The sequence below is a fragment of the Nocardia suismassiliense genome, assembly GCF_900269665.1.
Lineage (GTDB): Bacteria > Actinomycetota > Actinomycetes > Mycobacteriales > Mycobacteriaceae > Nocardia > Nocardia suismassiliense.
Window position 1 is genome coordinate 5,865,234 of sequence record NZ_LT985361.1, and the last position, 24,838, is coordinate 5,890,071.

Annotated in this window: 13 protein-coding genes, 1 pseudogene and 1 other annotated feature; of the genes and pseudogenes, 7 read left to right on the plus strand and 7 right to left on the minus strand. The window is 65.1% G+C overall.

The window, feature by feature from the left end:
* Positions 1 to 36 precede the first annotated feature (36 nt).
* The 6 genes from DBO33_RS26010 to DBO33_RS26035 are packed head-to-tail and all read left to right on the plus strand — an operon-like array spanning position 37 to position 13,012.
* A complete protein-coding gene (locus DBO33_RS26010) occupies positions 37 to 6,711 on the plus strand; it encodes a type I polyketide synthase (RefSeq protein WP_107657405.1) in 6,675 nt (2,224 codons plus the stop codon).
* Positions 6,708 to 7,706, plus strand: coding sequence for a zinc-binding dehydrogenase (locus DBO33_RS26015; protein ID WP_107657406.1), 999 nt, complete (start codon positions 6,708 to 6,710; stop codon positions 7,704 to 7,706). Before DBO33_RS26010 ends, DBO33_RS26015 begins: the two co-directional genes overlap by 4 nt.
* Positions 7,706 to 10,015 (plus strand): TIGR03617 family F420-dependent LLM class oxidoreductase, encoded by a 2,310-nt coding sequence (locus tag DBO33_RS26020; protein WP_107657407.1) that lies wholly within the window; start codon positions 7,706 to 7,708, stop codon positions 10,013 to 10,015. The genes DBO33_RS26015 and DBO33_RS26020 overlap by 1 nt, the downstream gene beginning before the upstream one ends.
* A complete protein-coding gene (locus DBO33_RS26025) occupies positions 10,012 to 11,511 on the plus strand; it encodes a flavin-containing monooxygenase (RefSeq protein WP_107657408.1) in 1,500 nt (499 codons plus the stop codon). Before DBO33_RS26020 ends, DBO33_RS26025 begins: the two co-directional genes overlap by 4 nt.
* A complete protein-coding gene (locus DBO33_RS26030; protein WP_107657409.1) occupies positions 11,512 to 12,420 on the plus strand; it encodes an alpha/beta hydrolase in 909 nt (302 codons plus the stop codon).
* 55 nt (positions 12,421 to 12,475) lie between these two features.
* Positions 12,476 to 13,012: an acyl-CoA thioesterase gene (locus DBO33_RS26035; RefSeq protein ID WP_107657410.1), complete on the plus strand. Its 537-nt coding sequence runs from the start codon at positions 12,476 to 12,478 to the stop codon at positions 13,010 to 13,012.
* 21 nt (positions 13,013 to 13,033) lie between these two features.
* Here DBO33_RS26035 and DBO33_RS26040 read toward each other — a convergent pair whose 3' ends face one another.
* Entirely contained in the window at positions 13,034 to 13,798 is a 765-nt protein-coding gene (locus DBO33_RS26040; protein ID WP_234391039.1) for a GGDEF domain-containing protein, read from the minus strand.
* A 355-nt stretch (positions 13,799 to 14,153) separates the two neighbouring features.
* Here DBO33_RS26040 and DBO33_RS26045 point away from each other — a divergent pair.
* Positions 14,154 to 15,080, plus strand: a pseudogene (locus DBO33_RS26045) (dioxygenase).
* Between the two features lie 138 nt (positions 15,081 to 15,218).
* Here DBO33_RS26045 and DBO33_RS26050 read toward each other — a convergent pair.
* The 6 genes from DBO33_RS26050 to DBO33_RS26070 form a co-directional block, all read right to left on the minus strand.
* Positions 15,219 to 16,145, minus strand: a complete 927-nt coding sequence (locus tag DBO33_RS26050; protein ID WP_407670534.1) for an IS3 family transposase — start codon at positions 16,143 to 16,145, stop codon at positions 15,219 to 15,221.
* Positions 16,053 to 16,181, minus strand: a sequence feature (AL1L pseudoknot). Its footprint overlaps the gene before it by 93 nt.
* Positions 16,142 to 16,465, minus strand: a complete 324-nt coding sequence (locus tag DBO33_RS44770; RefSeq protein WP_407670535.1) for a transposase — start codon at positions 16,463 to 16,465, stop codon at positions 16,142 to 16,144. (Overlaps the previous feature by 40 nt.) The genes DBO33_RS26050 and DBO33_RS44770 overlap by 4 nt, the downstream gene beginning before the upstream one ends.
* A gap of 52 nt (positions 16,466 to 16,517) precedes the next feature.
* Positions 16,518 to 17,453 carry a lipase family alpha/beta hydrolase gene (locus tag DBO33_RS26055; protein ID WP_107657412.1) on the minus strand — a complete coding sequence of 312 codons (936 nt, stop codon included), beginning with the start codon at positions 17,451 to 17,453 and terminating at the stop codon, positions 16,518 to 16,520.
* Positions 17,401 to 18,966 (minus strand): beta-N-acetylhexosaminidase, encoded by a 1,566-nt coding sequence (locus DBO33_RS26060; RefSeq protein WP_107657413.1) that lies wholly within the window; start codon positions 18,964 to 18,966, stop codon positions 17,401 to 17,403. Before DBO33_RS26060 ends, DBO33_RS26055 begins: the two co-directional genes overlap by 53 nt.
* Entirely contained in the window at positions 18,963 to 20,507 is a 1,545-nt protein-coding gene (locus DBO33_RS26065; RefSeq protein WP_159080527.1) for a CocE/NonD family hydrolase, read from the minus strand. The genes DBO33_RS26060 and DBO33_RS26065 overlap by 4 nt, the downstream gene beginning before the upstream one ends.
* A 551-nt stretch (positions 20,508 to 21,058) precedes the next feature.
* Positions 21,059 to 24,808 (minus strand): Pls/PosA family non-ribosomal peptide synthetase, encoded by a 3,750-nt coding sequence (locus tag DBO33_RS26070; protein ID WP_107657415.1) that lies wholly within the window; start codon positions 24,806 to 24,808, stop codon positions 21,059 to 21,061.
* Positions 24,809 to 24,838: the final 30 nt, after the last annotated feature.

Below are 24,838 nucleotides of genomic sequence, written 5' to 3' on the forward strand. Positions count from 1 at the left end.
CAAGTGATTACATTCGAATCTCCGAGGTGGAAAATAATGAATGCACGTTTTGAGGCGCCGCCCTTGAATGGGAGCCCTGATCCCATCGCGATAGTGGGAATGGCTGGCCGGTTCCCCGGAGCGGATGATCCGCAATCGCTGTGGCGGTTGTTGATGAATGGCGAGGAAGCCGTATGTCAGGCCCCACCCGAACGATCGTGGCTGAAGAACCTCCACGGCGACCTGCGGGCTCCGGGGAAGGTTGCCACGCCGCGTGCCGGGTTCCTGCGGGATGTGGCCGCGTTCGACGCCGCGTTCTTCGACGTGTCGCCGCGTGAGGCGATGCGCGTGGACCCACAGGGTCGACTGCTGCTCGAAGTGGCGCACGAGGCATTCGAAGATGCCGGTATCGCACCGGAGCACGCCACCTCGTCACCGGTGGGCGTATTCATCGGATCGACCTACAGTGACTATTGGCTGCGGCAGATCTGGGACATCGATGATCTCAATTTCTACACAGATATTGGAACCAGTCGAGCCACCTTGTCGGGTCGGCTGTCTTACTGTTTCAATCTGACCGGCCCTTCGCTGACGGTCGATACGGCCTGCTCATCTTCGCTGGTAACGGTGCAGTTGGCCTGCCGAAGCCTGCAGGCAGGAGATTGCGATCTCGCGTTGGCCGGCGGCTGCAATATGATCTTGACGCCGTACAATTCGATTACTTTCAACGCTGCGGGGGCGCACTCCGCGGATGGCCGGTGCAAATTCGGTGATGCGTCGGCGGACGGGTTCGTCCGTGGTGACGCTGTCTGTTTGGTGCTGCTGAAGCCGCTAGCGAAAGCACTTGCCGATGGCGACCGAGTGCATGCGGTCATACTCGGCGGCTCCAGCGGGAATAACGGTTTCACAGGCAGTGGAATAGTCGCACCGAGTATCGAAGGCCAGATCCGAACTCTACGGGCCGCGTATGCGACGGCAGCTGTCGATCCTGCCGATCTCGATTTTGTGGAGGCGCACGGCACCGGCACCGCCGCGGGAGACCGGGTTGAGCTCACGGCCCTGGCGACCGTTCTCGGCGAACGCCCCCACGATCGAGGCCGGTGCCTCGTGGGAGCGGTGAAAGCCAACGTAGGTCACACTGAGGCCGCTGCGGGTGTCGTAGGTTTGGTCAAAGCGATTCTCTGCCTGCGGAACCGAGCGGTGCCGCCTTGTTTGCACATCGACCAGCTCAATCCTGCGATCGATTGGGACGACGCTCCGATCGAACTCCCGCGAGCCGCCGTACAGCTCCCTGATCGGCGTTTGCTGGCGGGTGTCACCAGCTTCGGCGCGTCGGGATCGAATGTGCATCTCGTGTTATCTTCCCCGCCACCGGTGTCGGCTCCCGAGCAGAGACCGGACCGCAGTGAAGTCCTGGTGTTGTCGGCGCGCACGAGACCGGCTCTGCGCGCGCTGGCCGAGGCGTACCGGACAATGCTGCATGTCGACGGATCGCGCGTGGCCGACGTCGGCGGCATTTGCGCGGGTGCGGCGATCGGGCGACGGCATATGGAGTGGCGGCTGGCGGGCGGCGGCGAGCGCCCCGAGCAGATGGCGGAGGGCTTGACTTGCTACCTGTCCGATGAACAGCATCCCCGCGTATGGGCGTCGCAGCAGGCCGTGCTCGAGCGCCCCCGCATAGTGTTCGTCTTTCCGGGGCAGGGTTCCCAGTGGCCGGCCATGGGACGCGAGTTGCGTTCCAACACCGCGGTATTCGCGGAAGCGCTGGCCGATTGCGATCGCGCCGTCGTACAACAGATCGGCTGGTCCCTGATCGACGCGGTCGATCGGGAGGATACGGCGTGGCCGCAACTGACCAATTTGGTCCAGCCCGCATTGTGGGCGATGGGTACAGCGTTGGCACGAACTTGGCGGGCATGGGGGATCGAACCGGATGCGGTGGTCGGTCAAAGCCAGGGTGAGGTCGCTGCGGCACATGTCGCGGGTGCGTTGAGCACTCAGCAGGCCGCGACGGTCGTGTGTGCTCGCGCCCAACTGGCGGCGCGACTGTGCCCGCCCGGAGCGATGGCCCTGGTGCAACTGCGGTCCGATGCGGTGGAGGAATTGCTCAACGACCAGGAGTTCGACGTCTCGGTTGCGGTAATCAACAGTCCGAGTTCCACCGTAGTTTCGGGCGCTCCGACGCAGATCGATCTACTCGACAGTTTCTGTCGGGACCACGGGGTGGACTGTCAGATCATCCCGGTCGACTATGCCGCCCACAGCGCGATGGTCGATATCGTGCGTGAGCCGCTCCAACAAGAATTAGCCGGCCTGAGGCCTGCAGACACCACTACACCGATGTATTCGACGGTGACCGGGACCGTGATCGCCGGAACGGAACTCGGCGATGAGTATTGGTGGCGCAACCTTCGCGAACCGGTCCGGCTCGCCGGCACGCTCGCCGCAGCGATCGATGTCGGCCCGACAGTCGTGCTGCAGGTGTCCCCGCATCCGCTGCTGACGCCGGCGATCGAAGAGATCGGTGCGGCGACGGCTACTCCGGTGACGGCGCTCGGCTCATTGCGCCGCGACCAACCTCAACGCGAGGGCATGCTCGGATCCTTGGCAGCACTGTATGCCATGGGCTGCTCAGTGAATTGGGCTGGCGTGTACGGGGATACCCGTCGTGTATTCGATCTTCCACACTACCCGTGGCAGCACACCCAATTCTGGCACCAGGCTCCCAGCTGCCCGTGGCCGGCGCTCGGCTCGTCGGGCGAGCCGACCACGCGATCCTCCGCTGCGCCCCCTGCCCAGACCATGCCCGTAATCCAGTCCGCCACCAATGGCGCAGGCAGCGTGGGCATTTCCGGCGACCACCACAACGTGGCCGACGCACTGAGCGGCACCACACAGCACGTTCGAAGCAAGACACTTGATCACCAACGGGACCGATTCCTCCTCGATCACCGGGTCGCCGGACGGTCGGTGATGCCCGGTGCTGGATTCGTCGACGCCGCGCTGTCGGCGGTTGCCGAGGTGTTCCCCGACCGGCCGATCACTGTGGAAAGAGCCGAATTCGTGGATCTGCTGCCGCTGGACGCTGCCGATCTCGCCGATATCGAGTTGACGACCAGCATCGACTCCACGGACCGTCCCATCCGGTTGACAGTGGCCAGCGCCCTGCGTTCCAGCGCCCGGACAGTCAACATGCGCGCGACCGTGCGTTCCGACTCGATCGAAACCTCTACTGCTATAGACGCTTTGGCGCAAGCGCGAGGCCGATGCACCCGATGGCAGGCAGGTGAGCAGTTCTACCGTGAGCACGCGCGCAGTGGAAACGAATGGGCAGGGGCGTTCCGCGGGATAACCGAAATGTGGCGCGGATCCGGGGAAGTGGTGACCAGCATCCGCGCTGCCGCCACAGAGGGCTACCGGTTCCACCCCGCGGCGCTGGATGCGTGCCTGCAAACCGCATTCGCCGTGATGATCAGCGCGACCAAGGCCGATGGGCGCGGTGGGGTCCTGGTCGGAGTCGAGGAAATCCAGCTGCTCGCGCCCCGGATCGGTGGGCCGCTGTGGTGTCATGCGCGCACGGCCACAACCAACTCCGAACCGCGGGCCGACGTCACGGTTTTCGATGCGAGCCAAACGCCGGTTGCCCGCCTGATCGGTGTTCGGGCACGACTTCTGAGTTCGTCGGCCGATAGCCCGGCCCGCCCCGAATCGACTGCCACGGTAGACCGATATCGCATCGATTGGCAGCAGGCGAGCCTAGCTCAGCGTCCCTCTCCGGTTGGCGCGTGGCTGGTGATATCGAACGGCGGCGAACAGGTGCGTGCGCTGGGCGACCGATTCGCCACTGCCGGCGCGACAGTCCTGTCGTGCCCGTCCGATAGCGACGCCACCGAGATCTCCGTAGCTCTCGCGCAGCTGCCGCCCGGCACCGAGCTGGCGGGTGCCATCTACCTGGCCGCACTGTCGGACGGTATTGATGCCGGCGCATCCGAGCAGGCAGTGCAGTGGGTCGCGGCGGACCTGTGCACCGGTCTGCGTAACCTCGCACTGGTCCTGCAAGAAGCGGGCCGAACGACGACTCCGGTGGTTGTAGTCACCCGCGGTGCGCAGGCGGCCGCTGCCGATCCAGCCTGTCCGGCCCCATGGCAGGCCGCGTTGTGGGGGCTCGCACCTGTGCTCGGACAGGAGCAACACCGATCGCTGACCTGCGTCGATCTCGACCCTGCCACTGTCGACCCCGTCGATGACGCCGACCGGATTCTCAGCGTGCTCAGTCGTTGCGACAACGAGAATCGTCTCGCCGTTCGGCGCGGACGCTGGTACGTGCCCCGATTGGTTCCCGCCGGGGCCGCGCCAAAAACATCAGCGGCGCCCGATGCCCAATCCGACGCCGGTGGGAAAATGCTGCGCAGTCGAGGCGGTTCCGATGCGCTGGAATGGGTCGACTGTCCCCGGCCCTTGCCTGCGGCCGGGCAGGTCGAAATCGAGGTCAGCCACGTCGGACTCAATTTCCTGGACGTCCTCACGCTGACCGGACTGGAACCCGACATCGGCCACCGGCATCGGATCGGGCTGGAGTGCGCCGGGGTGGTCCGTTCACTCGGTGCGGGCGTGCACGACTTCGCGGTGGGTGATGCTGTCATCACTTTCTTGCCCGACGGGACCCGGTCGCACGTCGTCGTGGACGCGCGGATGGTAGTGCCGCGCCCGGCCAACATCTCTGCTGCGCAGGCCGCCGCGATCCCCATCGCGTACTGCACCGCGTACCACGCGCTCGTCGAACGCGCCGCGGTCACCGCGGGCGAACGCGTGCTGATTCATTCAGCCAGCGGTGGGCTGGGAATGGCGGCACTGCACATCGCACATTGGCGGGGAGCCACCGTATACGGCACTGCCGGAGACGAGGCCCGACGCCAGTTCGTGCGCCGATTGGGTGCCGCCGACGTAGGCGATTCACGGTCCGTCGGATTCGCCGCCCAGTTCCGCCGCCACGACCGCGGGCAGCGCGGCACGGTCGACGTGATACTCAATACCCTGATCGGCGACGCTGTGGAGGCCAATTTCTCCTTGCTGGACCCGCTGTTCGGTCGTTACGCCGATGTCACCAATGCCGCAGACGGGCACCGCCTGGCGGTGTCGCTGCTTTCGCACGGCCGCGGCTATCTCCACGTCGACGCGCTCGACTTCGTCGAACACGCGCCTGATCGAGCGGGACAACTGCTACACACCGTTGTCGATCTGATCTCTAACGGCACGATTGATCCACCCGAATGTCGAGAGTTCGCACTCGCTGAGGCCAGCGAGGCGTTCGGTCTCATTATGCGGGCGGGGCACACCGGCAAGCTCGTTCTAGCATTGCCGCCCACCTCGGCCGACCGCACCGCGATCGATGGACGTCACACGGCGATCAGGAAGGACGCGAGCTACCTGGTGACCGGCGGACTCAGCGGTCTAGGCGAACTGTGCGCGCAGTGGCTGATCGACCGCGGCGCCACCACAGTGGTGCTCACCGGGCGGCAACGGGTCGACGCCGAAGCGACCGACGACCCGAAAGCTGCTGCCCTGCAACGCCTGCGCACCCGCGGCGCGAAGGTTGAGTACGCCGACGTCGACGTCGCCGACTACCCGGCGATGGCGGCGCTGCTGGATCGACTGGATCGCGCGGGGTTGCCGCCGATCGCCGGGGTCGTCCACTCCGCCGCGGTTCTCAACCCCGCCAATATCATCGATCTGACACCCGGTGAAATCGACAGCACCTTGCGGCCCAAAGTCGCAGGCACCTGGGTTCTGCACAAGCTGTTCGGCGACAAGCCACTGGATTTCTTCGTGTTGTTCTCCTCTGGCATAGCGTTCCTCGCGGGCACCACCATCGCCCATCAGCTCGGCGCCTATGCCGCGGCCAACGCCTTCGTCGAGGCACTGGCGGATCATCGGCGTTCGCGCGGGCTACCGGCCACTGCGGTGGATTGGGGCTATTGGTCCCAGGTCGGATTGGCCGCACGGCTGAGTGCGGCTGCCGGAAAAACCGTTCGGCCGACCGGTATGCATCCTATTCACCCTGAGAACGCTCCTTTGCTCTTCGACGACATGCTGCGGCAGCAGCATCGGATGATCCACTTGCCTGCCAATTGGGGTGAATATCGCGTCGCCTATCCGCAGGACGCAGCAGTCCCGCTGCTGCAGGAGTTGCTTAGCACGGACGAAAGACATCGCGAACACCAATATCCACCGTCAGCAGGGGAGCCGCTCTCCGAGAGGAACGTAGTTGGTCGGCCCACGCCGACCCCGGTCGCCGTCGCCCGGAGCTCCGAGTCAGGACACTCCATCGCCGGATCGGAGGCGCTCGAGCAGTATCTGGTCGAGCAGATCGCATCGGTTATCGGGCTTGCCGTCGCTGATCTGGACCGGTCGCGGCCACTGAATCGGCTCGGCCTGGATTCGCTGATGGCCGCCGACGTCCGCAGCCGACTGCTACGTGACCACCAGATCGAGTTGACGGTCCCGCAACTACTGGCCGCCAACAGCATTCACGATCTCGCCGCAACACTCGCACCACCCACCGCGGCNGGCCTGGATTCGCTGATGGCCGCCGACGTCCGCAGCCGACTGCTACGTGACCACCAGATCGAGTTGACGGTCCCGCAACTACTGGCCGCCAACAGCATTCACGATCTCGCCGCAACACTCGCACCACCCACCGCGGCGGCAGATCGGGTAGGTGCGCTCGGATGAACACCGCCATCAGCACATCTGTCCGGGTCGGCAGCCGGTTGTGGACCGACGGCGGGATCAACAACCTCCGTTTGATCGATTGCGACCGGCTGGATCCCGGGGCCCGAGAGATCGAAATTGCCGTCTCGCACGCGGGTATCAACTTCCGCGACCTGCTTGTCGCTGTCGACGGTCCGGACGGCGCCTACTTCGGCGCTGAATGCGCGGGGGTTGTCACCCGAATCGGAGGCCAGGTTTCCGGCGTCGCCGTCGGCGACGCCGTGCTCGCATACGCGCCCGGCGGATTACAGTCCCACGTCGTCGTCCCGGCCGAGGTGGTCGTTGCGCGGCCCGATTCGATCCCGGCCGCAATGGCGGCGGCGGTGCCGATCGTCTACGGCACCGCCTATCACGCCTTGGTGGAACGGGCGCGTGTTCGATCCGGCGAACGGGTGTTGATCCAGTCGGCCACCGGCGGTCTCGGGCTGGTAGCCGTGTCGGTGGCGCGCCGGGCCGGGGCCATCGTCTACGCCACGGCGGGCAACCCGGCGCGGCGAGAGCTATTGCGTCGACTGGGTGTGCGTCACGTCGCCGATTCGCGCACCCTCACCTATGCCGAAACCTTCCGCGACCCGGCCGGCGGCGGTGTCGATGTCGTTCTCAGCGCACACACCGGCGACTCGGTGGAGGCAGCCCTGTCCTTACTCAATCCGTTCGGTCGCTACGTCGACGTCACGATGCCCGACAACAGTCCTTTGCGGATTCCGGTTGCGGCGCTGTCGCACTGTCGCAGTTACCTGCAAGTCGAGTTGCATGACCTGTTCGACTACGACCGATCGCGACTGCGCACGATTCTGCAGAAGGTAGTCACGATGGTCGAACAAGGCGAACTGCCCGAACCATTGATTCGGGTCTTCCCAGTCGAACAAGCCGCCGACGCGTTCGGGCAGATGCTTCGTTCCGAACACCTCGGCAAATTCGTTCTCGCCTTTCCCAGTCCCCGAACGGAGCCGTGATGACCACGCACACCCCGTCGATGTCGACACCGCGTTCGATTCTGCTCACTGGGGCCACCGGAAACCTGGGTAGCCGTCTGTGCCAGGAATTGCTCCTTGGTACGCCGCACGTAATCTACGCGCTGGTCCGGGACCGCGACACCGCTTCGGCCCGCGCACGGTTGCATCAACGACTCGCCGCGGTCGGCGAAATGCCCGCTACGACCGGGCGGCTGCACACAGTTCTCGCCGACCTCACCCAACCCGCACTCGGCCTCAGCGCCCGCGACTACGACGCCCTTGCCGAGACCGTCGACACGGTTGTGCACTGCGCCGCATCGGTCAATCTGGTTCACTCCCTCGATCAACTGGAACCGATCAACCTCGCCGGAACCCGCAAGCTCGTGGCTTTGGCCCAACGCCGCAGGATTCTGACAGGACGAAGTCCCGCACTGCACCACATCTCAACCATCGGCACGCTGGGCCTCGCTGTGGACTCCGGACTGGATGAGGTGAGCGAGGAAACCTCATCGACAGTGCGGACGGCGGGGACGCTCGGCTATCCCCGTTCGAAAGCCCTAGCGGAGTTAGAGCTTCGACACGCACACGAACAGGGATTTCCGGTCACGATCTATCGCCCCGGACTAATAACCGGGGACTGGCGAACGGGAGAAACCAACGATACCGACGCCCTGGTTCCACTGACCCACGCCGTGCTGGCACTCGGGGCCGCTCCGACCGCAGGGGGACTCCCCGCTGACACCATCGACACTGTCGTCCACGCAATTGTTGCGCTGATCGACCACCCCGACAGTCCCGGCCACACCTATCACCTAGTGCGACCGCACCCCTTGAACTTTGTCGATGTCTTCGATGCCATCCGGCGCGCGGGGCGCCTTCTCTTTGCAGAAGAACCAGCCGCCTGGTGGCAGCTAGCAGAAGCGCACGCCCATCAGCCCGCCATCCGCCCTGTCCTGGCGATGTCGGAGACCTACCAGAAAATGCTCGGAATCGACCCCATATCCCGTCCTCCCCGCATCCGGTGCGATACCACCTGGCGCGTTCTCCGCACCCTCAACGTCCCGCAACGACCGCTGGACTCCGCCTACTTCGACCGGCTCGCCGCAAGCATCGTCGACCGCTACACCCCCTCGGGAGAATCGATATCCATGACTCCGGCACCGGCTCGTCATCCTCGAGACACCATCGCCCCGCTCGCAGTCCGAATCGACGCAGTGCTGGACCCCCAATCGTTCCGTGATGTTACTACTGGAGCCGCCGAGGCGAGCGCCGCATGCGAAGCCGCAGGCTACGGCACCATTTGGGTCGAAGAGCACAGGCACGACCCCTTCCTCGTTCTAGCCGCCGCCCACGCGGCAACCACCACCATCGGAATCGGCACGAACATCCTGGTAGCACTGGCACATCGGCCGATGACAGTCGCCCGTGCCGCCAACGATCTGCACGCGGGGAGCGGTGGACGGCTCACTCTCGGCGTCGGCACACAGATCGGCGTCCACCTCGCTAACCGCTATTCCGCGCCGCCGGATCACCGGCACGCTCGCATCCGCGAATTCGTGGCGGCCCTGCGCGCGATCTGGGACACCTGGAACGAAGGGAAACCGCTCAACTTCCGCGGCGAATTCTTCAACCACACCCTCATGACTCCCTTCTTCGTCCCGCCACCGAACCCGTACGGTTCGCCCCGCATCAATATGGCCGCCGTAGGACCCCGGATGGCGCAAGTCGCAGGCGAAGTCGCCGACGGCATCACCATCCACTCCATCCTCAGCCCCGACTACATCGGGGAAGTGCTGCTCCCCGCCGCGATGCGCGGCCTGAAACGGTCCGGCCGCTCACGCGACTCGTTCACCGTCGTATGCATGCCCTTCATCGTCACCGGCCGCACGACCACCGAACGAGACGCGGTCGCCGCGCGGATTCGCAATTTCGTCGCCTTCCTCGGCAGCACCCTCGACTACCGCCGGGCCCTCGACGTCCGCGACCTCTCGACACTCGCGGACCGACTCGCCGACCTCAGCGTGACTGACGACCCGAACAAATGGGAGCGCATGACCGATCTGATCGACGACGACGTCCTGAGCCAGTTCGCCATCGTCAGCGAGCCCGCCGGCGTCGGCGCCGCGATCCGCGCGACCTACGGAGCGCTCGTCGACCGCGTCATCATTCCCACCGACGACGCAACGAACCCCGGACTGTGGACCCCGTCGACACTCAACCTCCAGCACGCCGATCCGACCCTGCATACCGACTCTTCAGCAAGCTTCGCAACCGAAGAAGTAGTTTTACGGAGGGGGGCATCCGCATGAACGCAGAGAACGCTACACACCAGCCCAGGCAGCCGAGAATCGTTGTCGTAGGCGCCGGAGTTTCCGGCATCTGCGCGACAATTCAGCTACTACAGGCCGGATTCACAGATATTACGGTCTGTGAGAAGGGCGACGAATTCGGCGGCACCTGGCGCGAAAATACCTACCCGGGCCTGGCCTGCGATGTGATGTCGCGGGTCTACCAATTCACCTTCGCAAAAAATCCGGACTGGTCGCACTTGTTCTCGCCCGGCTCCGAGATCAAGGACTACTTGGCAGAGGTGGCGCGAAAGTACGGCGTCGACCACCACACAAGATTCGGCACTCAGGTGACAACTGCCGAATTTGCAGCGGGGGAATGGTGGATCACCACCGCAGAAGGGCAGCGGACGGCCTGCGATTTCCTGGTGTGCGCTACCGGCTACCTCCATCACCCTCGATTGCCGGATATCACCGGCCTGCAACAGTTCGTCGGCTCGACGTTCCACTCAGCACGGTGGAACCATGAGACAGTCGTCCAGGGGATGCGGGTCGGCGTGATCGGCACCGGTTCGACAGGAATCCAGCTGGTCAGCGCGATGGCCGGCGTCGCAGCCCATCTGGTCCTGTTCCAGCGCACCGCGCAGTGGATTGTGCCTGCCGTCAACTGGCGCTACTCACGCATCGCAAAGTTCGCGCATCGTCGAATTCCGATGCTGGGCAATCTGGCCTACCGTTTCGGACAGCAACCCTACGGGCTGATCGCGCGCGCTACGGCCCGACCGGGGCTGCAGCGCCGCCTGATCGGGTGGGCCTGTGCCCGGTATCTTCGCACCGTGCGCGATCCGGAGTTGCGGCGCAAGTTGACACCGGACTACGCGCCGATGTGCAAGCGGTTGGTAATGGCCAACGGGTTCTATCGTGCGATACAGCGCCCTGATGTCGAACTCGTGACCGCGAGTATCGATCATGTCGCGCCGGACGGCGTTGTCACCGTCGACGGCAGTCGGCACAAACTCGACGTGCTGGTGCTGGCTACCGGCTTCGATGCCCACGCCTTCATGGCGCCCATGGCGATCACCGGCCCGAACGGAGTTACCCTCGAACAGGTTTGGGCGGACGGCCCACGCGCCTTCGAGGGCATGATGCTGCCGGGCTTCCCGAACCTGTTCCTGATGAACGGTCCTTACAGCCCCTTCGGCAACCATCCGATTATCGCGATCTCCGAAGCTCAGGCGCACCGAATCGTGTGGTGGGCACGGCGATGGCGGAATGGCGAATTCAGTAGCGTCGAACCGACGGACGCGGCTATGGCGCGATTCCATGACCGGATGCGCGCCGCAATGCCGGGCACGGTGTGGACCTCGGGATGCCAGAGCTGGTATCTGGGCAAGGACGGGCTTCCCGAGTTGTGGCCGTCAACCGGGCAGGAATACGAAGAACTGATAGCACGGCATCCCGACCACGCCGACTATCAGCTGGACCGCTGGCCGGTCGCGGCGAAGGTGGTGAGCTGAATGTCACTCGACATCTCGCCACCTCTGCTGCGGGTGGGGATGCGCGCACTGGCTTGGTCGCTGTTCATCGGTAATGCGGATTTGCCTCGGGCCCGTAGGCGGTTGAACTTGCTCAGCAGTCCGATTATGCGAGTACCCGCGGGTGTCGGGATCGAATCGGCTGAGCTGGACGGCGTGCCGACCGAAGTGATCACCAGTTCAGACCCGGGCTCAAGGGTGGTGCTGTATTTGCACGGTGGCGTATTCACCCTTTGCGGCCCCCGCACGCATCGCGCGATTACCGGGCACCTCGCAGCGGCGATACCGGCGACCGTATACGTGCCCGACTACCGTCTGGCACCGGAACATCCGTATCCGGCCGCGGTCGAGGACAGCCTGCGGGCGTACCGAAGTTTGCTCGCGCGTGGCATATCCGCCGCGCGCATCGCCGTAGTAGGCGACTCCGCGGGCGGCTGTTTGGCGCTGGAACTTGCATTGCAAGCCCGGAAAGAAAACCTCCCCGCTTCCGCTGTGCTGGGATTGATCTGTCCCATGGTCGATCTCACCGACACGTCGTCGGGGCTGCATCCGCGCAACAATCGCGAGCCGGTGCTCTCACCCACACTCATTACCCGTTCGCTGGACGCCTATCTGCCGAGCCACTTGCGACATACGGCCTCGCCGCTGTACCGGGACCTCTCGGGCCTGCCACCCATCGTTCTGCATTCGGCAGGCGAGGACCCGCTGGCGGGCGACGCGGCCCGCCTCTCCGAGAATCTTCACAAAGCTGGTGTACCACTACAACACTACGATCGCACCGGGATGTGGCACGCGTTCCACCTGCTATCCACGGTACTGGCTCCAGCACGCGAGGCACTCGACGCACTGACAGACGCGCTGACAACCGCTACCAACGGGCGGCGAGAGTAGGTCGGTTACGGCCCCCGAACTCCCCAAGTTGAGCCACCCCGGTGAGTCTCCGGACATGCCGGGGCGATTCACATCGGGACACCTCGATCCACCGGTAACACAAGGCTCGTTCACTACCGAGCACACCGTCACCGCCGGCGACACCAGCGCTGTCGGCCCGGTCTACTACGCACGCCTCATCGACTGGCAAGGCCACTGCCGCGAACGCGCCGGAATAGCAGGCGCACCCCTGTTCAGCAGCGACATCACCGGCGACTACGCCGTACTCACCCAGTCCTGCCACTGCGAATACATCAAGGAAATCTCCTACGGCGACCTCATCGCCATCCGCCTCACCATCGTGTGGGTCCGAATGCACCTGATGAAAGCCGAATTCCGCTACCACCACATCAATATCCCTGGCGAACCCGGCGGAGAACTCGTCGCCCGCGGCGAACAGACCTGGGCCAGCACCCTGCTGGTCGACGGACACTACGAGCCCTGCCCCTGGCCCCACGACATCGCCTCCTGCGCAGCCGAACTCGGAGCCGACATGAACCGCGCCCAAATACAGGACCCGCCCAACTACCTCGAGGCCAGGCTCCAGCGATGAACCCAACTGTCCCGTCCGGCCCTACGTGGTAGCTGTGTTGCCAGCGATCACCACGGTGTTGCCGCCCAACTGTTTCGCCTGATACATGGCGGAGTCCGCGCCGTAAAACAGACTGTAGTGCCGCGACTCCGTTTGCGGCGCTATGTTTTCCGCGGATTCACAGACCGCGGCTCCGACGCCGGCGGTGATCACGATCGGCAGACCGGCCATCGACTCGATCGCGCTACGTAGCCGCTCGGCGACCACGCCGATGGTCTCCCCCTGCAGGTAACCCACGATGGCGAATTCCTCACCGCCGGTACGTGCGACGGTGGCGCAGGCCGGGGCCGCGGTGCGCAAGCATTCGGCCGTCCGCACCAGCACCTGGTCGCCGAAAGCGTGGCCGAAGGTGTCGTTGACCGACTTGAATCGGTTTAGATCCAGCGCCACGACGTACACATCGCCGTGCACGCGGTGTCCGGCGAACCGAGCCAGGTGCGAGTCCAGGCCGCGCCGGTTCAGCAGTGCGGTCAATGGATCCGACAATCCGTCCAGTCGAAGTAGCCAGTGACACAGCTGCACCGTGGGCAGCACCACGCAGGTCACGATGACATTGCTCAGCACGATCCCGGCGGCGAGGCCAGGGTCTACCGTTCCATGTCCGGTGTGCGCGGGTACACCGATGACCATCAGGATCACCAGCGCCGCGATGGACAGCAGTGACCAGCTCACGTGCGCGGCCAGGACTCGTGGACCGTGGAGAATGGTTACGTCGCCCCCGCCGGTGACCAGCATGACGGCGCCCATCGCTCCTAGCAGCCGGTCCTGGATCATCACGTGGTGGGCTGTGACGGCGATGTCGATCACCGCGGTGCAAAGCGGCAGGTAAGACGGCCGTCGTTCGGTACGGCGCGCGACATCTCGCGAGAATTCGTGTTCACAGCTGGCTCACATCCACCGCCCAGGCTGGACATGAATTCGGCCGCGACTATTACCGTGCCGGTCCCGCACTCCGCGGGGCCTCGATCCCGACGACAGGTAAGCAACCGCCCAGACCGCATTGTGCGAGGTCTCAACTACTCACCGAAGTCCAAGGAATCGGAAACAACGTCTCATCGAACGCCGCCTGAAATGGCTACTGAAAGCATCCGGAGGTCTATCCATGAAAGACAATGCCGCCGAGAGCACTCCGCCCACGCCGAGTGAACCTCACGAACACCATCTCGGTCTCGCCTATGACCTAGGGACAATGTCACGGCGCAGGGCCCTGTCCTTTTTCGCCGTCGGCGCCGCCGCGGCGGGAGTAGCGGCCTGCGCACCGGACAACTCCACCGGCGAGACGAGTTCGTCCGCGACCGCGAGCACCACCGCATCCGCGGTGGCCCAAGCCACGCCGCAGGAAACTACCGGACCTTATCCCGGCGACGGATCGAACGGCCCTAACGTGCTCATAGAATCCGGTATCGTCCGCAGCGACATCGTCTCGAGCTTCGGCAGCTATACCGGGACCGCGCAGGGCGTGCCCACCACCATCCGGTTGACGCTGCAAGACCTCGCCAAGGGCGGCGCCGCGGGTTCAGGGATGGCGGTATATGTGTGGCACTGCAACCGCGACGGCGAATACTCCCTGTACGGCACAGACATCGCCGACCAGAACTATCTACGGGGAGTGCAGGTCGCGGATGCGAACGGCGTCGTCAGCTTCACTTCCAAATTTCCCGCCTGCTACGACGGCCGCTGGCCGCATATCCATTTCGAGGTCTACGACTCACTCGCGGTCGCCGTTGCCGGTGACAACGCGCGCCTGACCTCCCAAATCGCGCTACCGCAGGAAGCATGTAACCAAGTCTTCACCTACGACTCCGGATACGCCGAGAGCATCACGAATCTGTCGAAAACAACTCTCGCGACCGACAACGTATTCGGCGACGGGTGGACAGCCGAACTGGCCACCGTGACCGGCACGCCGGCCACCGCCATGGCCATCACCCTCACCGTCGGCGTGGCTGCGAAGACCTAGAACACCCAGTCTGACAACGGAGGAGATGACAATGGGGGTCCCAGCGCACCGCCTACCGGCGGCCGTTGACCCCCTCGCGACGCCTCGGCGCCCGGGTTCAAGCCTCGAGCGCCGAGGCGTCCCGCCATGGGCCAGGCACGCCATCATGTTGTTGCCGGGGAAGCCCCTAGCCGGCGTTCTTGAACCGTCACGGGTAAGGGACCGGCTTCAGGTTGTGACCAGCGCCGGTCGGCGTGGTGGTTGTTGAGCGTAGTACGCGGTTTCGTATTCGATCGGTGTCAGGTAGTCCAGACGCGAGTGCAGGCGGGCGTTGTTGTACCAGTCGACCCATTCCATGAGCGGGAATTCGACCTCGGCATGGGGCTTGAACGGGCCGTGCCGGTTGACTACTTCGGTCTTGTAAAGCCCGATGATCGACTCGGCCAGTGCGTTGTCATACGCGTCACCGACACTGCCGATCGATGCCGAGAGCCCTTGCATGGCAAGTGATTCGGTGAACTTCACCGATGTGTATTGACTGCCCGCGTCGCTGTGATGAATCAATCCTTCGGTGATCGTATTCCCGTAGTGGCCGCAGCGCCAGATCGCCATGTTGAGGGCCTTGGACACCAGTGCGGTGGTCTTGGCCGCCGAAACGGTCCAGCCCACGATCGCCCGGGAGAAAGTGTCGAAAACGAAGGCCACATACGCCCATCCGGTCCAGGTCGAGACATAGGTGAAGTCGGCGACCCACACCAGATTCGGCGCGTCGGTGGTGAAGTTCCGGTTGAGTTTGTCCCCGGCGCGGATCCCGCTCTTGGCTGGGATCGTCGTGCGATGTCTTCGCCCTCTGACGACCCCGTTCATGCCCAGATCACCCATGATCCGGTCAACAGTGCAGAACGCCGCACCATGGCCCCGGCGGCGCAGATATCGGGTCATCTTGCGACGTCCATACATTTGCTCGGGACTGCCCTGCAGCTCACGCAATGCGTTCTCCAGGTAGGCGTCGGCGACATCACGGTCGGCCGGCGGCCGGAAACGGGCTTTGCGGTAGGTCCGTGGCGCGATCTGGACACCGTGCTCGGTGAGCGCGGCGCAGATCGACTCGACGCCATAGACCCGGCGGTACTCATCGATGAAACCGACGATCAACGGTGTCGCGGGTCGAGTTCCCGCGCGAAAAAAGCTGACGCCAACTTCAGAATCTCGTTGGCCTGCTTCAGGTCTCGGTTCTCCTTACGCAGCCGGTCGAGTTCTGCTCGTTCAGCCGAGGCCAACCCCGGCTCGCGCGGTTGCGGCCTCACCGGATCCGACTGCGCCTTGACGATCCACACCCGCAAGGTCTCCGGATGCACATCAACCATCGGCCCGATGGCCTGCGCCGCGGCATACGCAGATGAGTACTCGTCGAGATGATCGAGAGCCAGACGCAACGCCTTCTCACGAACCTCGGGCGGGTAACGCTTCGCCATGATGACCATCTTCCTCAAGAAGGAAGTCGGCCCCAAACCCGTGACGGTTCATCTACCCAGGCTCGGCCAAGGCGAGTTGAGTGAGTACCCAGTGCATGGCGATCGGATCGCGCGGCAGTTGCTGATGCGTCGTTTTCGATGTGGGGCAAAGGTCTTGGATGTACTGGTTGGTGACTCCGGGTTCGGCGATGAAGGAGACGGGTCCTGCCGGGGTGACGACAGTGTCGTAGCGGGTGGCCAGGACCGCGTAGCGGACGCCGGTGTGCGCGATCGGGCCGGTGTCGAGGGCGGTGATGAACGCGGAATTCGCGGTCATGTCGGCGCAGGCGGGGCAGATGACGTTACCGACTGCGGCGTCTACGGTCTCGCGCACTGCCCGGCTATGGTCGGCCAGGGTGACCAGACCGTTGAACGTGGTGCCGTAGGTGGGCGGTGCGAGCATGATCGCCGCGTGTACCTGTGCGGCCCGGCCGAGGTTCTTGGTGTAGTACTCGGCGATCACGCCGCCTTCGGAATGTCCGACGAGGTCGACCTGTGGTGCGCCGGTTCGTCGGAGTACCTGCTCGATGAATCCGGCGACCTGGTCGACCGATCGGGCGACCGGGCCGATTCCGTACCCCAGCAGCGGGGTTCGGGGACCGTCGCCGTAATTCAGCGAGTAGACGCAGTACCCGTTCGTGCTCAGCAGCGGAGTGAGCGCATCCCAGACTCTGTCGCTGTCCATCGTCCCGTGCAGTAGCACAACGGGATTCGGATGCGATGCCGAATGACAGTCCGGATTTGCGGGCAGCTGTGTCTGGCCCGCGTGCGCGGTCCCCGAAAGGGCGCCTGCGAGTACTACAGTGGCCAGCAGCGCTGCTGCGAGCGCAGAAGTCCTTGTCGGGCAGTGCATTCCGGTAGTCCTGTCGTCTGTGCATGGCTGGGTGCAGGTAGCGCTACGGCAACCCGGCCGCCTGCACTCGGTCGGTGAATATCGGATAAGGGGCATCGCCGGTGCCAGACCATAACTGCTGGGCCATGATCGGTAGCCGGGCGAGCAGGGGTGCGGTGATTTGGTCTTCGGTCATCGCAACGGGGTCGTCGCACCAGATGTGCAGTTCAGAACCGAGTAGGTGGTCGTGTTGGGCGGGGGTCAGGCGCTGGCCGTTGATGAAAAGCCCAGGGTCCCAGGCATACAGCAGCTCCGGTGCGGTGTTCAGTGGTGTCGCGTAGCCACCGGTGGCGAAGTAGGTCGGGGTGAAGGCCGCGTTTTGGATCGATCGGCCTTCGTCTACGAACTGCCCTGGTGTTTTGCCGGTCCCGATCCACGGCGTGATGCCGCCGCCCGCGGTCCAGTAGTCGACGACGATGGACGGGTCGACCGGAACACGGGTGTCATGGGCTATTCCGTCGTTCCAGATGCGGGTGGTCTTGCCGTAGGACCGCACGATTGCGTTGGCCCAGTTGAAGAATGCGGCGGGCACATCCTCGGGCCCGTAGCCTGGACCGAGGACGCGGTGAGCGTATTCGGCAAGCTGGGGGAAGCGACTGTAGTCGGTGACGTATTCGTCGCCGCCGATGTGGAAGTACCGGCCAGGGAACAGCGGGATGAACTCGCGGAAGATATCTTCGATCAGCGAATAGGATCGCGGGTTGGTCAAATCCATCCGGCCATCGAGGCTGCCCGCCAGCAGCCGATCGGTCACCGCGTCGGCGGGTGAGGTCGACGCGGGCTGCAGTTTCAGTTCGGGGTGGGCGGCCAGGAAGCCGTTGGTGTGGCCGGGAAAGCCGATCTCAGGGACTATTTCGACACCGAATTCTTCTGCGTAGGAGACGATTTCGCGGATGTCATCCTTGCTGTAATGCTGCGGCGAGGTGATCTCTGGGTGATTGTCGCTCTGTACCCGGAACCCGCCGGTATCGGACAGGTGTAGATGCAGCGTGTTCATCCGGTAGTAGGCCAGTTCCCGAATTCGTTGTTTCACCCATGCGACGGTGAGGAATTCGCGACCGACGTCGAGCATCAGCCCACGTTCGGGATAATCGGGCCAGTCCTGGACCGTACCGCCGACGACGGCCGGGGACTGCCGTAACCACTGAAGCATGGTCTGGGAGGCCGAGATCGCGCCCTGCCGCGTCCGGGCGCTCGCCGAAAGTGTGGTGCCGATATCGATCCGATACGATTCGGGCCGGTCAGGCGCGACCGGGTCGATGCGCAGTGCCAACTCCCCCGGCTGAGCTACTCCACCGATCACCACCGGGTACGCTCCCCGACCGGCCCGGGCAAGGTCGGCGGCGAATTGCTGTGCCACCGAAGCGAGTTCCGGACTCGCGCGGATCCGCGCAGCCGCACTGAGCGCGAAACCCTCGCCGCCGGGTCGCCAATCCTGAACACTCGGCACGGTCGTGGGCAGGTTCGGATTCGCCTGGGCGACAACTGATCCCGCCGACTCGACGATCGCCGCACCCCAGAGCAGCAAGGCCGCCAACACCATGACCACCGGTCGACGCGCGACGCTCATGGAGCCGCGACAGGGAGATCAATACTCGACGGCGCGGCGAGGGTGACGATGCTGCCCAACGGTGTCGCGCTGGCATAGGCGACGGGGTCCTGGGTGGTGACGACGAACGTAAGCCGATGTCCGGCAGCCACATTCCAGTCCGTCGGCCCCAGCTCCCAGGCGATCGCGGTCGGCTCGCCCGGACGCAAGCCATGTCGGGTCACCGGGAACTGGCTGATCACCTTCCCGCCGCTCTGATCCTCGTCGTAGAGGATGCCGATCAGGGTCAAGTCCGGCGTGGACGGGATCACCGTCAGGTTCGGGCGTGGCTTGCCCGCTAACCGCGTCCCGCCGTCGAAGGGCGCGGAACGCCAGACTGCCGCGGCATTACGATCGATGCCGTCGAGCGGAAACGTCGGTGCCACACCGAGTTGCGCGGCGGTACCGGTGAGGTAAGGGACCACCGAGACGGCGATGGTGGGGCCGGACACCAGCGGCTGCGCCCACGGCACACCCGGGTTCGCGCCGAGCGTGCCCGCCACGGGGGGCGAGAGCGGATAGGACCGGATCGGCTCGGTCGCCGCGGCGACGGAGTCGAATGGCTGGTAGTCACCGCCGTTTGCCGGTTTGTAGAGCACCGTCGGCTCCCGGTCGATGCCGTTGTCGGCGCCGTTGAGATAATGGTCGAGCCAGCGTTCGGCCCTGTCCCACACCGGATTCGGCAGCCCGCCCACCTGCCCGGCGCCACCCCCGGTGGAATGATCACCCGGCTGCATCATCAACTTTTTCGGCCCGGTGAGCCGATCGAAGATATCCATCGACGGCCCCGGTGGCAGCAGCGAATCCTGCCAGTCGTGCGCCAGGAACACGGCGGTGTTGTTCGCGTTCAGGCCCGGCAGTGCGTATTCGGCGACCTTGTTCTGCGGCAACGCTTTCACCGAAGACGGATCGTTGCTCGAGATCAGTTTCAGGCCGAGTTCGGTCAGCGGCACGCCGAACCGGTTGGTCGACACGCCCGCTGCCGCCAGGACTTCGGGACTGGCGGACTTGACCGTGTCGTTCGGCGCGATGGAGAAGGCCAGATCACCCGGCGGTGAATCCGCGACGATCGCCTTGATCCGCGAATCATGCGCCGCCGCGATCAACGCCATACCCGCACCGTAGGAGCCGCCCGCGACGCCGACCCGCTGCGGGTCGACATTGAGAGTGGCCACCGCCCAGTCGATGATCGCCGACGCGTCGGCGGCGTCCTTCGCACCGAACAGATCGACCTCGCCCTGCGACAGGTACATCCCGCGCGCGGTGTACTCGATCGACACCACGTCGTTGCCGGTCGCCAGCTTGACCGCCGAACCGAGGCTGCCCATCGCGGGCATGCCCCATCCGGACGGCTGCAAGACCAGCGCGTTGCGGTGCGCATGCAGATCCGGCGGCGCCAGCACGACCGCGTTGAGCGCAACCCCATCCGCGCCGGGGATGAAAACGGTCGTCGCCTGACCGCCGGGGAACGGCACAGCAGTCGCGGCGGGACTCAGCGCGACGAGGGTCGCGGCGGTCGCCATAACAGCGCCAAGACAACCTAAGGCTCGCATGCCCATCAGCGTGCCCCTTCCCGCGACCATGGCCGCTATCGAATCGCCGCAAAGAACGCGATGACGTTCTGGATCAACGAGTAAGGCTGCAACAGGACCCATCCGACCACGGTCCCGAGCAGGTCAGGCGCGGGCAACTGATCATTCATGAAAGCTCCGCTTCAGAGTGTTGATCGTATTTGCAATTTTTACGTACCAATCAGTCAGATTCGAGCACAGTATCCCGCTGTTGCGGATACCGCAACGGTGAAATTGCTGTGACCTTCGTTCCGCGCACATCCAGGTAATAGTCGTGGCCCGCACCGCTTTGTCGGCGCCAACGCGCGGCACGATCCGATCGTGATTACCAAGGGATGGCTGGAACCAGTGTCGACGGCCCACGATGGGCTCGCGATGCCGAACAGCGTGGAGGTGACGGCGAGATCGGCGGACGGGCATGGGGCGTGTGCGCACTGCGCGCGGTTTCGACCGCAATGACGAATCCGCCGTGGCGCGAGTCACAACGGCGAACTGACCCTCCGTCAGCGCGTCGGTGCGACTGGGTTACCGGCGAACCGGCCGTACGCGCGCAGCGTTTCGCCGCGCATGACCAGTGAGTTCGCGCTGACCGAGCTGGCCGTTCCGAGGTCGGTATCCAACAGCGTGATCGAATGCGGCCCGAGGGTGCTGCCTGCGGCGAGTCGTATGGTGCCGAGTCGCAGTATCCGATCTTGGAACAGATGGGTTTGGATCACGCAGCCACGGTTGATCACCGCGCCGTGGCCGAGGGAGATGAGGTCGGGTTCGGGCAGCAAGCTGGTTTCACAGATCACACCTCGGCCGATCTTGGCGCCGCGTGCCCGCAGCACGATGTTGAACAGTGGGCTGCCCAGCGTCGTCGGGCCGAGCCACCGTCCTACCAGTTCCTCGTGGTAGACAGCGGCGAGTTCGTTGCGCCAGACGAAGTTGCTCCACAAGGGATGTTCGCCGGGATGAATTCGCCTGAGCAGCAACCATTTCGCCACGACATCCAACCCGAGACCGACTAGGCCGGCGGCCAGTACGACCGCACCCGAGCACAGCACGGCAGGCAGCAGGCCTTCGGTGGTGATCAGTTGGGCCAGCACGAGGAACACCGCGTAGGCCAGTGCGGTGTTGAGCGCGAGTGGCACTACCCGGGTGGCTTCGACCAGCGCCCTGGCCAGTACCAGACCAGGACGTGGTCGGTAAGTCCGGTCCTGGTCGGTGTTTTCGGCCTGTCGGGGAAGCACGATACTCGGCCTGCCGAGCCACGAACTGCCCGTGGCCGAGTCGGCGGGGGCGGCGGACAGCACGCCGATCAGTGCATCGGCGCCGACGATGTGGTTCGCGGGGACCTCGGCGGAGTTTCCGATGAAGGAACGGTCCCCCACCGTGGCTGGACCGAGCCGTACTCGACCACCGCCCAGTTGATAGGGCGCGAGCACTGAATCGTCAGCGAGGAAACCGCCCGCGCCGACCGACATCAGCTGTGGGATACCGACGACGGTGGACACCTCGGTGCGCTGTCCGATGCGGGCGCCGAGCAGCCGGAGCCAGACCGTGGTCGCCATACTGGCGTAGATGGGGAACGCGGTGTTCCGCACGCTGGTCGTGGTGCGTTGAATCAACCACGCGCTCCAGCCTGCCCGGCTATGCACCGGGTGGTCACCGGCCTGGAGACCACGCCCGGCGACCCGGATCAACACAGCCGTCAGCAGCAAGTTGACCAGCAGGTAGACCACCGCGAACAGGGGCACCATCCAGGCCGAGTGCGTCAGCAGATCGCCGCTGCCGGAACTATTCAGCCAGGCGTCAGCGAACGCGCTGGGCATCAGCGCCAGCACGGTGATCGAGCCCGAAAGCACCGGGGTGAGTGCGTAGGCCAGTCGCCAGCGCCATGTCCGCCGTGGCTTCCCAGAGCGTCGCGGCTGGGCTGGTACGACGCCGTCCACACTGGTTCCTGGCGCTACCCGTGCGCCGGTTCCGACCACGGCGCCGGGCATCAGGGTGGCTCGGCCACCCACGGCGGCGCCCGCGCCCACCTCGACTGTGCCGACCCGCAGCACATCGCCATCGAGCCACCAGCCGGAGAGGTCGGCCTCCGGTTCCACGGCGCAGCCGTCGCCGAACCGGCCGAGCCCGGTGATCGGTGGCAGCGCATGCAGGTCGACGTCCGCACCGATCTTGTTTCCGAGCAGCCTGGCATAGGCGAGGTTCCAGGGAGTGCCGGGCAGGCCGGTGAGCCCGACCACGACGGCGAACCGTTCGGCGGTCCAGAGTCGCAGATGGTGCCAACTTCTCTTGCGGTATTCGCCGGGACGCAGCCGCGCGGTCAGTACCCGGGCGACCGCCGCGGTGAGCAGCAACCGGCCCGGCGTGGACAGCAGTATCAGCACACCGGCGCCGAGGGTGAGCCAGCGAGGCGTCGAGGTGGTGCCGGTGCCGGTCAGCAGACCGAATACTGACGTACTCAGCAGCACAGCGAGGGTCCATCGCACACCGACGAAGCACAGCAGAGCCAGTGAAAGCAGGCTGTGGCCCACCGCCGCGACCCTCGATGGTGGACGGACTGGAGCTACCGAACGAACCCGATCCTCTGTGTGTCCGAACGAAGCGAGCCGTTCGCCGAGCGCGGTGAGGGTCGGATAGTGGTAGATATCAGTGACTGCGGCTTGGGGAAATCGCTGCCGCAGCAGCGAGATCAGCCGCGCCGCGGCAAGACTCGTCCCGCCGAGGCCGAAGAAGTCGGAGTCCGGTGCCGGTTCGACACCGAGCAGTTGCCGCCAGTGCCCAGCGATCCAACCGAGGTCTCCGGTGAGTTCGGCCGACGCCCCGGTGCTCGGCAACGGCCAAGGCAGCGCCTTACGGTCGACCTTGCCCGATGCGCTCAACGGAAAGCTCGCCAGCACGGCGAGTGTCGGGGCCACCCCGTGCGGCAGCCGCCGGGCCAGCAATTGCTGTGCCAGCTCGTGATCGAAGTCCTGGACCTCGTTGTCCAGCAGTAGATAGCCGACCAGGACCACGTTGTCGCGCACCACGGCGGCCGCCGCGCTTACGCTGGGCAGCTCCAGCAGCGCCGATTCCACCTCGCCGAGTTCGATGCGCCGGCCGCCGATCTTTACCTGATCGTCGGCCCTGCCGACGAAGACGAGACCTTCGGGCTCGGCCCGGACCAGGTCACCGCTGCGGTAGCCACGGGACCAGCCCAGTTCCGGCCACGCGGGGTATGCCTTGGTGTTCTTGGATTCGTCCAGGTAGCGCGCCAAACCGACGCCACCGATGATCAATTCGCCGGTCTGCCCCCAGTTGACCGGAGTACCGGCCGGATCCACGACCGCGGCCGACCAACCGGTAAGCGGCAGCCCGATTCGTACCGGTTCGCCCGCTCGTAGCCGCGCGGCCGTGGTCACCACGGTCGCCTCGGTCGGACCGTAGGTGTTCCACACCTCGCGGCCATCCCGGTCGAACCGCTCCACCAATTCGGGTGGGCACGCCTCCCCGCCCAAAACCAGCAGCCGGACACCGGCCAATGCCTCCGGCTGCCACAGCGAGGCCAGGGTCGGCACCGTCGAGACCACCGTGACCTTCCTGTCGACCAGCCACGGACCGAGTTCCTCGCCGCTGCGTACCAACGATCGCGGGGCAGGCACCAAGCAGGCTCCATGCCGCCAGGCCAACCACATTTCCTCGCACGAAGCATCGAATCCGACCGACAGTCCGGCCAGCACCCGGTCACCTGGGCCGAGCGGGGATTCCTGGAGGAACAGTGACGCTTCGGCGTCGACGAACGCGGCCGCGGCCCGATGCCTGACACCGACCGCTTTCGGTGTGCCACTCGAGCCGGAGGTGAAGATGATCCAGGCGTCATCGGTGGGTTCGGGTGCGTGATCCCGGCCGCTCGGCAGGGCGAGATCGGCGCGCAGGCGCAGCGTGTTCCCGGCGCCGAGAACTGTGCACACCCCTGCCTCACGAAAAATCATCTCGGCACGCTCGGGAGCCTCATCGGCGTCTACCGGCACATAGGCCGCACCTGCTGCCAAAACGGCGAGAATTCCAATGTATAAATCGGCCTTGCCGGATGGCGAGGATATTCCGACCCGATCGCTGGGACCGATCCCCGCCTGGCGTAGCTCGCGCGCTCCGCGTGCCACCCGCTCAGCCAGCGCGTGGTAATCGAGCCTGGTCTGGCCGTCATCGATCGCCGCGGCGGCAGGGAACGCGGCGGCTGTCGCGGCGAATATATCCAGCAGCGTGCGCTGCGGCGCCGCCATCTCTTCGGGGTAAACCGCCCATTCCGGAGA

Excerpts from the sequence above, each read along its gene's own strand:
- DBO33_RS26015 (WP_107657406.1), top strand. The coding sequence starts at position 6,708 with ATGAACACCGCCATCAGCACATCTGTCCGGGTCGGCAGCCGGTTGTGG.
- DBO33_RS26020 (WP_107657407.1), top strand. The coding sequence starts at position 7,706 with ATGACCACGCACACCCCGTCGATGTCGACACCGCGTTCGATTCTGCTC.
- DBO33_RS26025 (WP_107657408.1), top strand. The coding sequence starts at position 10,012 with ATGAACGCAGAGAACGCTACACACCAGCCCAGGCAGCCGAGAATCGTT.
- DBO33_RS26030 (WP_107657409.1), top strand. The coding sequence starts at position 11,512 with ATGTCACTCGACATCTCGCCACCTCTGCTGCGGGTGGGGATGCGCGCA.
- DBO33_RS26035 (WP_107657410.1), top strand. The coding sequence starts at position 12,476 with ATGCCGGGGCGATTCACATCGGGACACCTCGATCCACCGGTAACACAA.
- DBO33_RS26040 (WP_234391039.1), bottom strand. The coding sequence starts at position 13,798 with ATGGGCGCCGTCATGCTGGTCACCGGCGGGGGCGACGTAACCATTCTC.
- DBO33_RS44770 (WP_407670535.1), bottom strand. The coding sequence starts at position 16,465 with ATGGCGAAGCGTTACCCGCCCGAGGTTCGTGAGAAGGCGTTGCGTCTG.
- DBO33_RS26055 (WP_107657412.1), bottom strand. The coding sequence starts at position 17,453 with ATGCCCCTTATCCGATATTCACCGACCGAGTGCAGGCGGCCGGGTTGC.
- DBO33_RS26060 (WP_107657413.1), bottom strand. The coding sequence starts at position 18,966 with ATGAGCGTCGCGCGTCGACCGGTGGTCATGGTGTTGGCGGCCTTGCTG.
- DBO33_RS26065 (WP_159080527.1), bottom strand. The coding sequence starts at position 20,507 with ATGGCGACCGCCGCGACCCTCGTCGCGCTGAGTCCCGCCGCGACTGCT.
- DBO33_RS26070 (WP_107657415.1), bottom strand. The coding sequence starts at position 24,808 with ATGGCGGCGCCGCAGCGCACGCTGCTGGATATATTCGCCGCGACAGCC.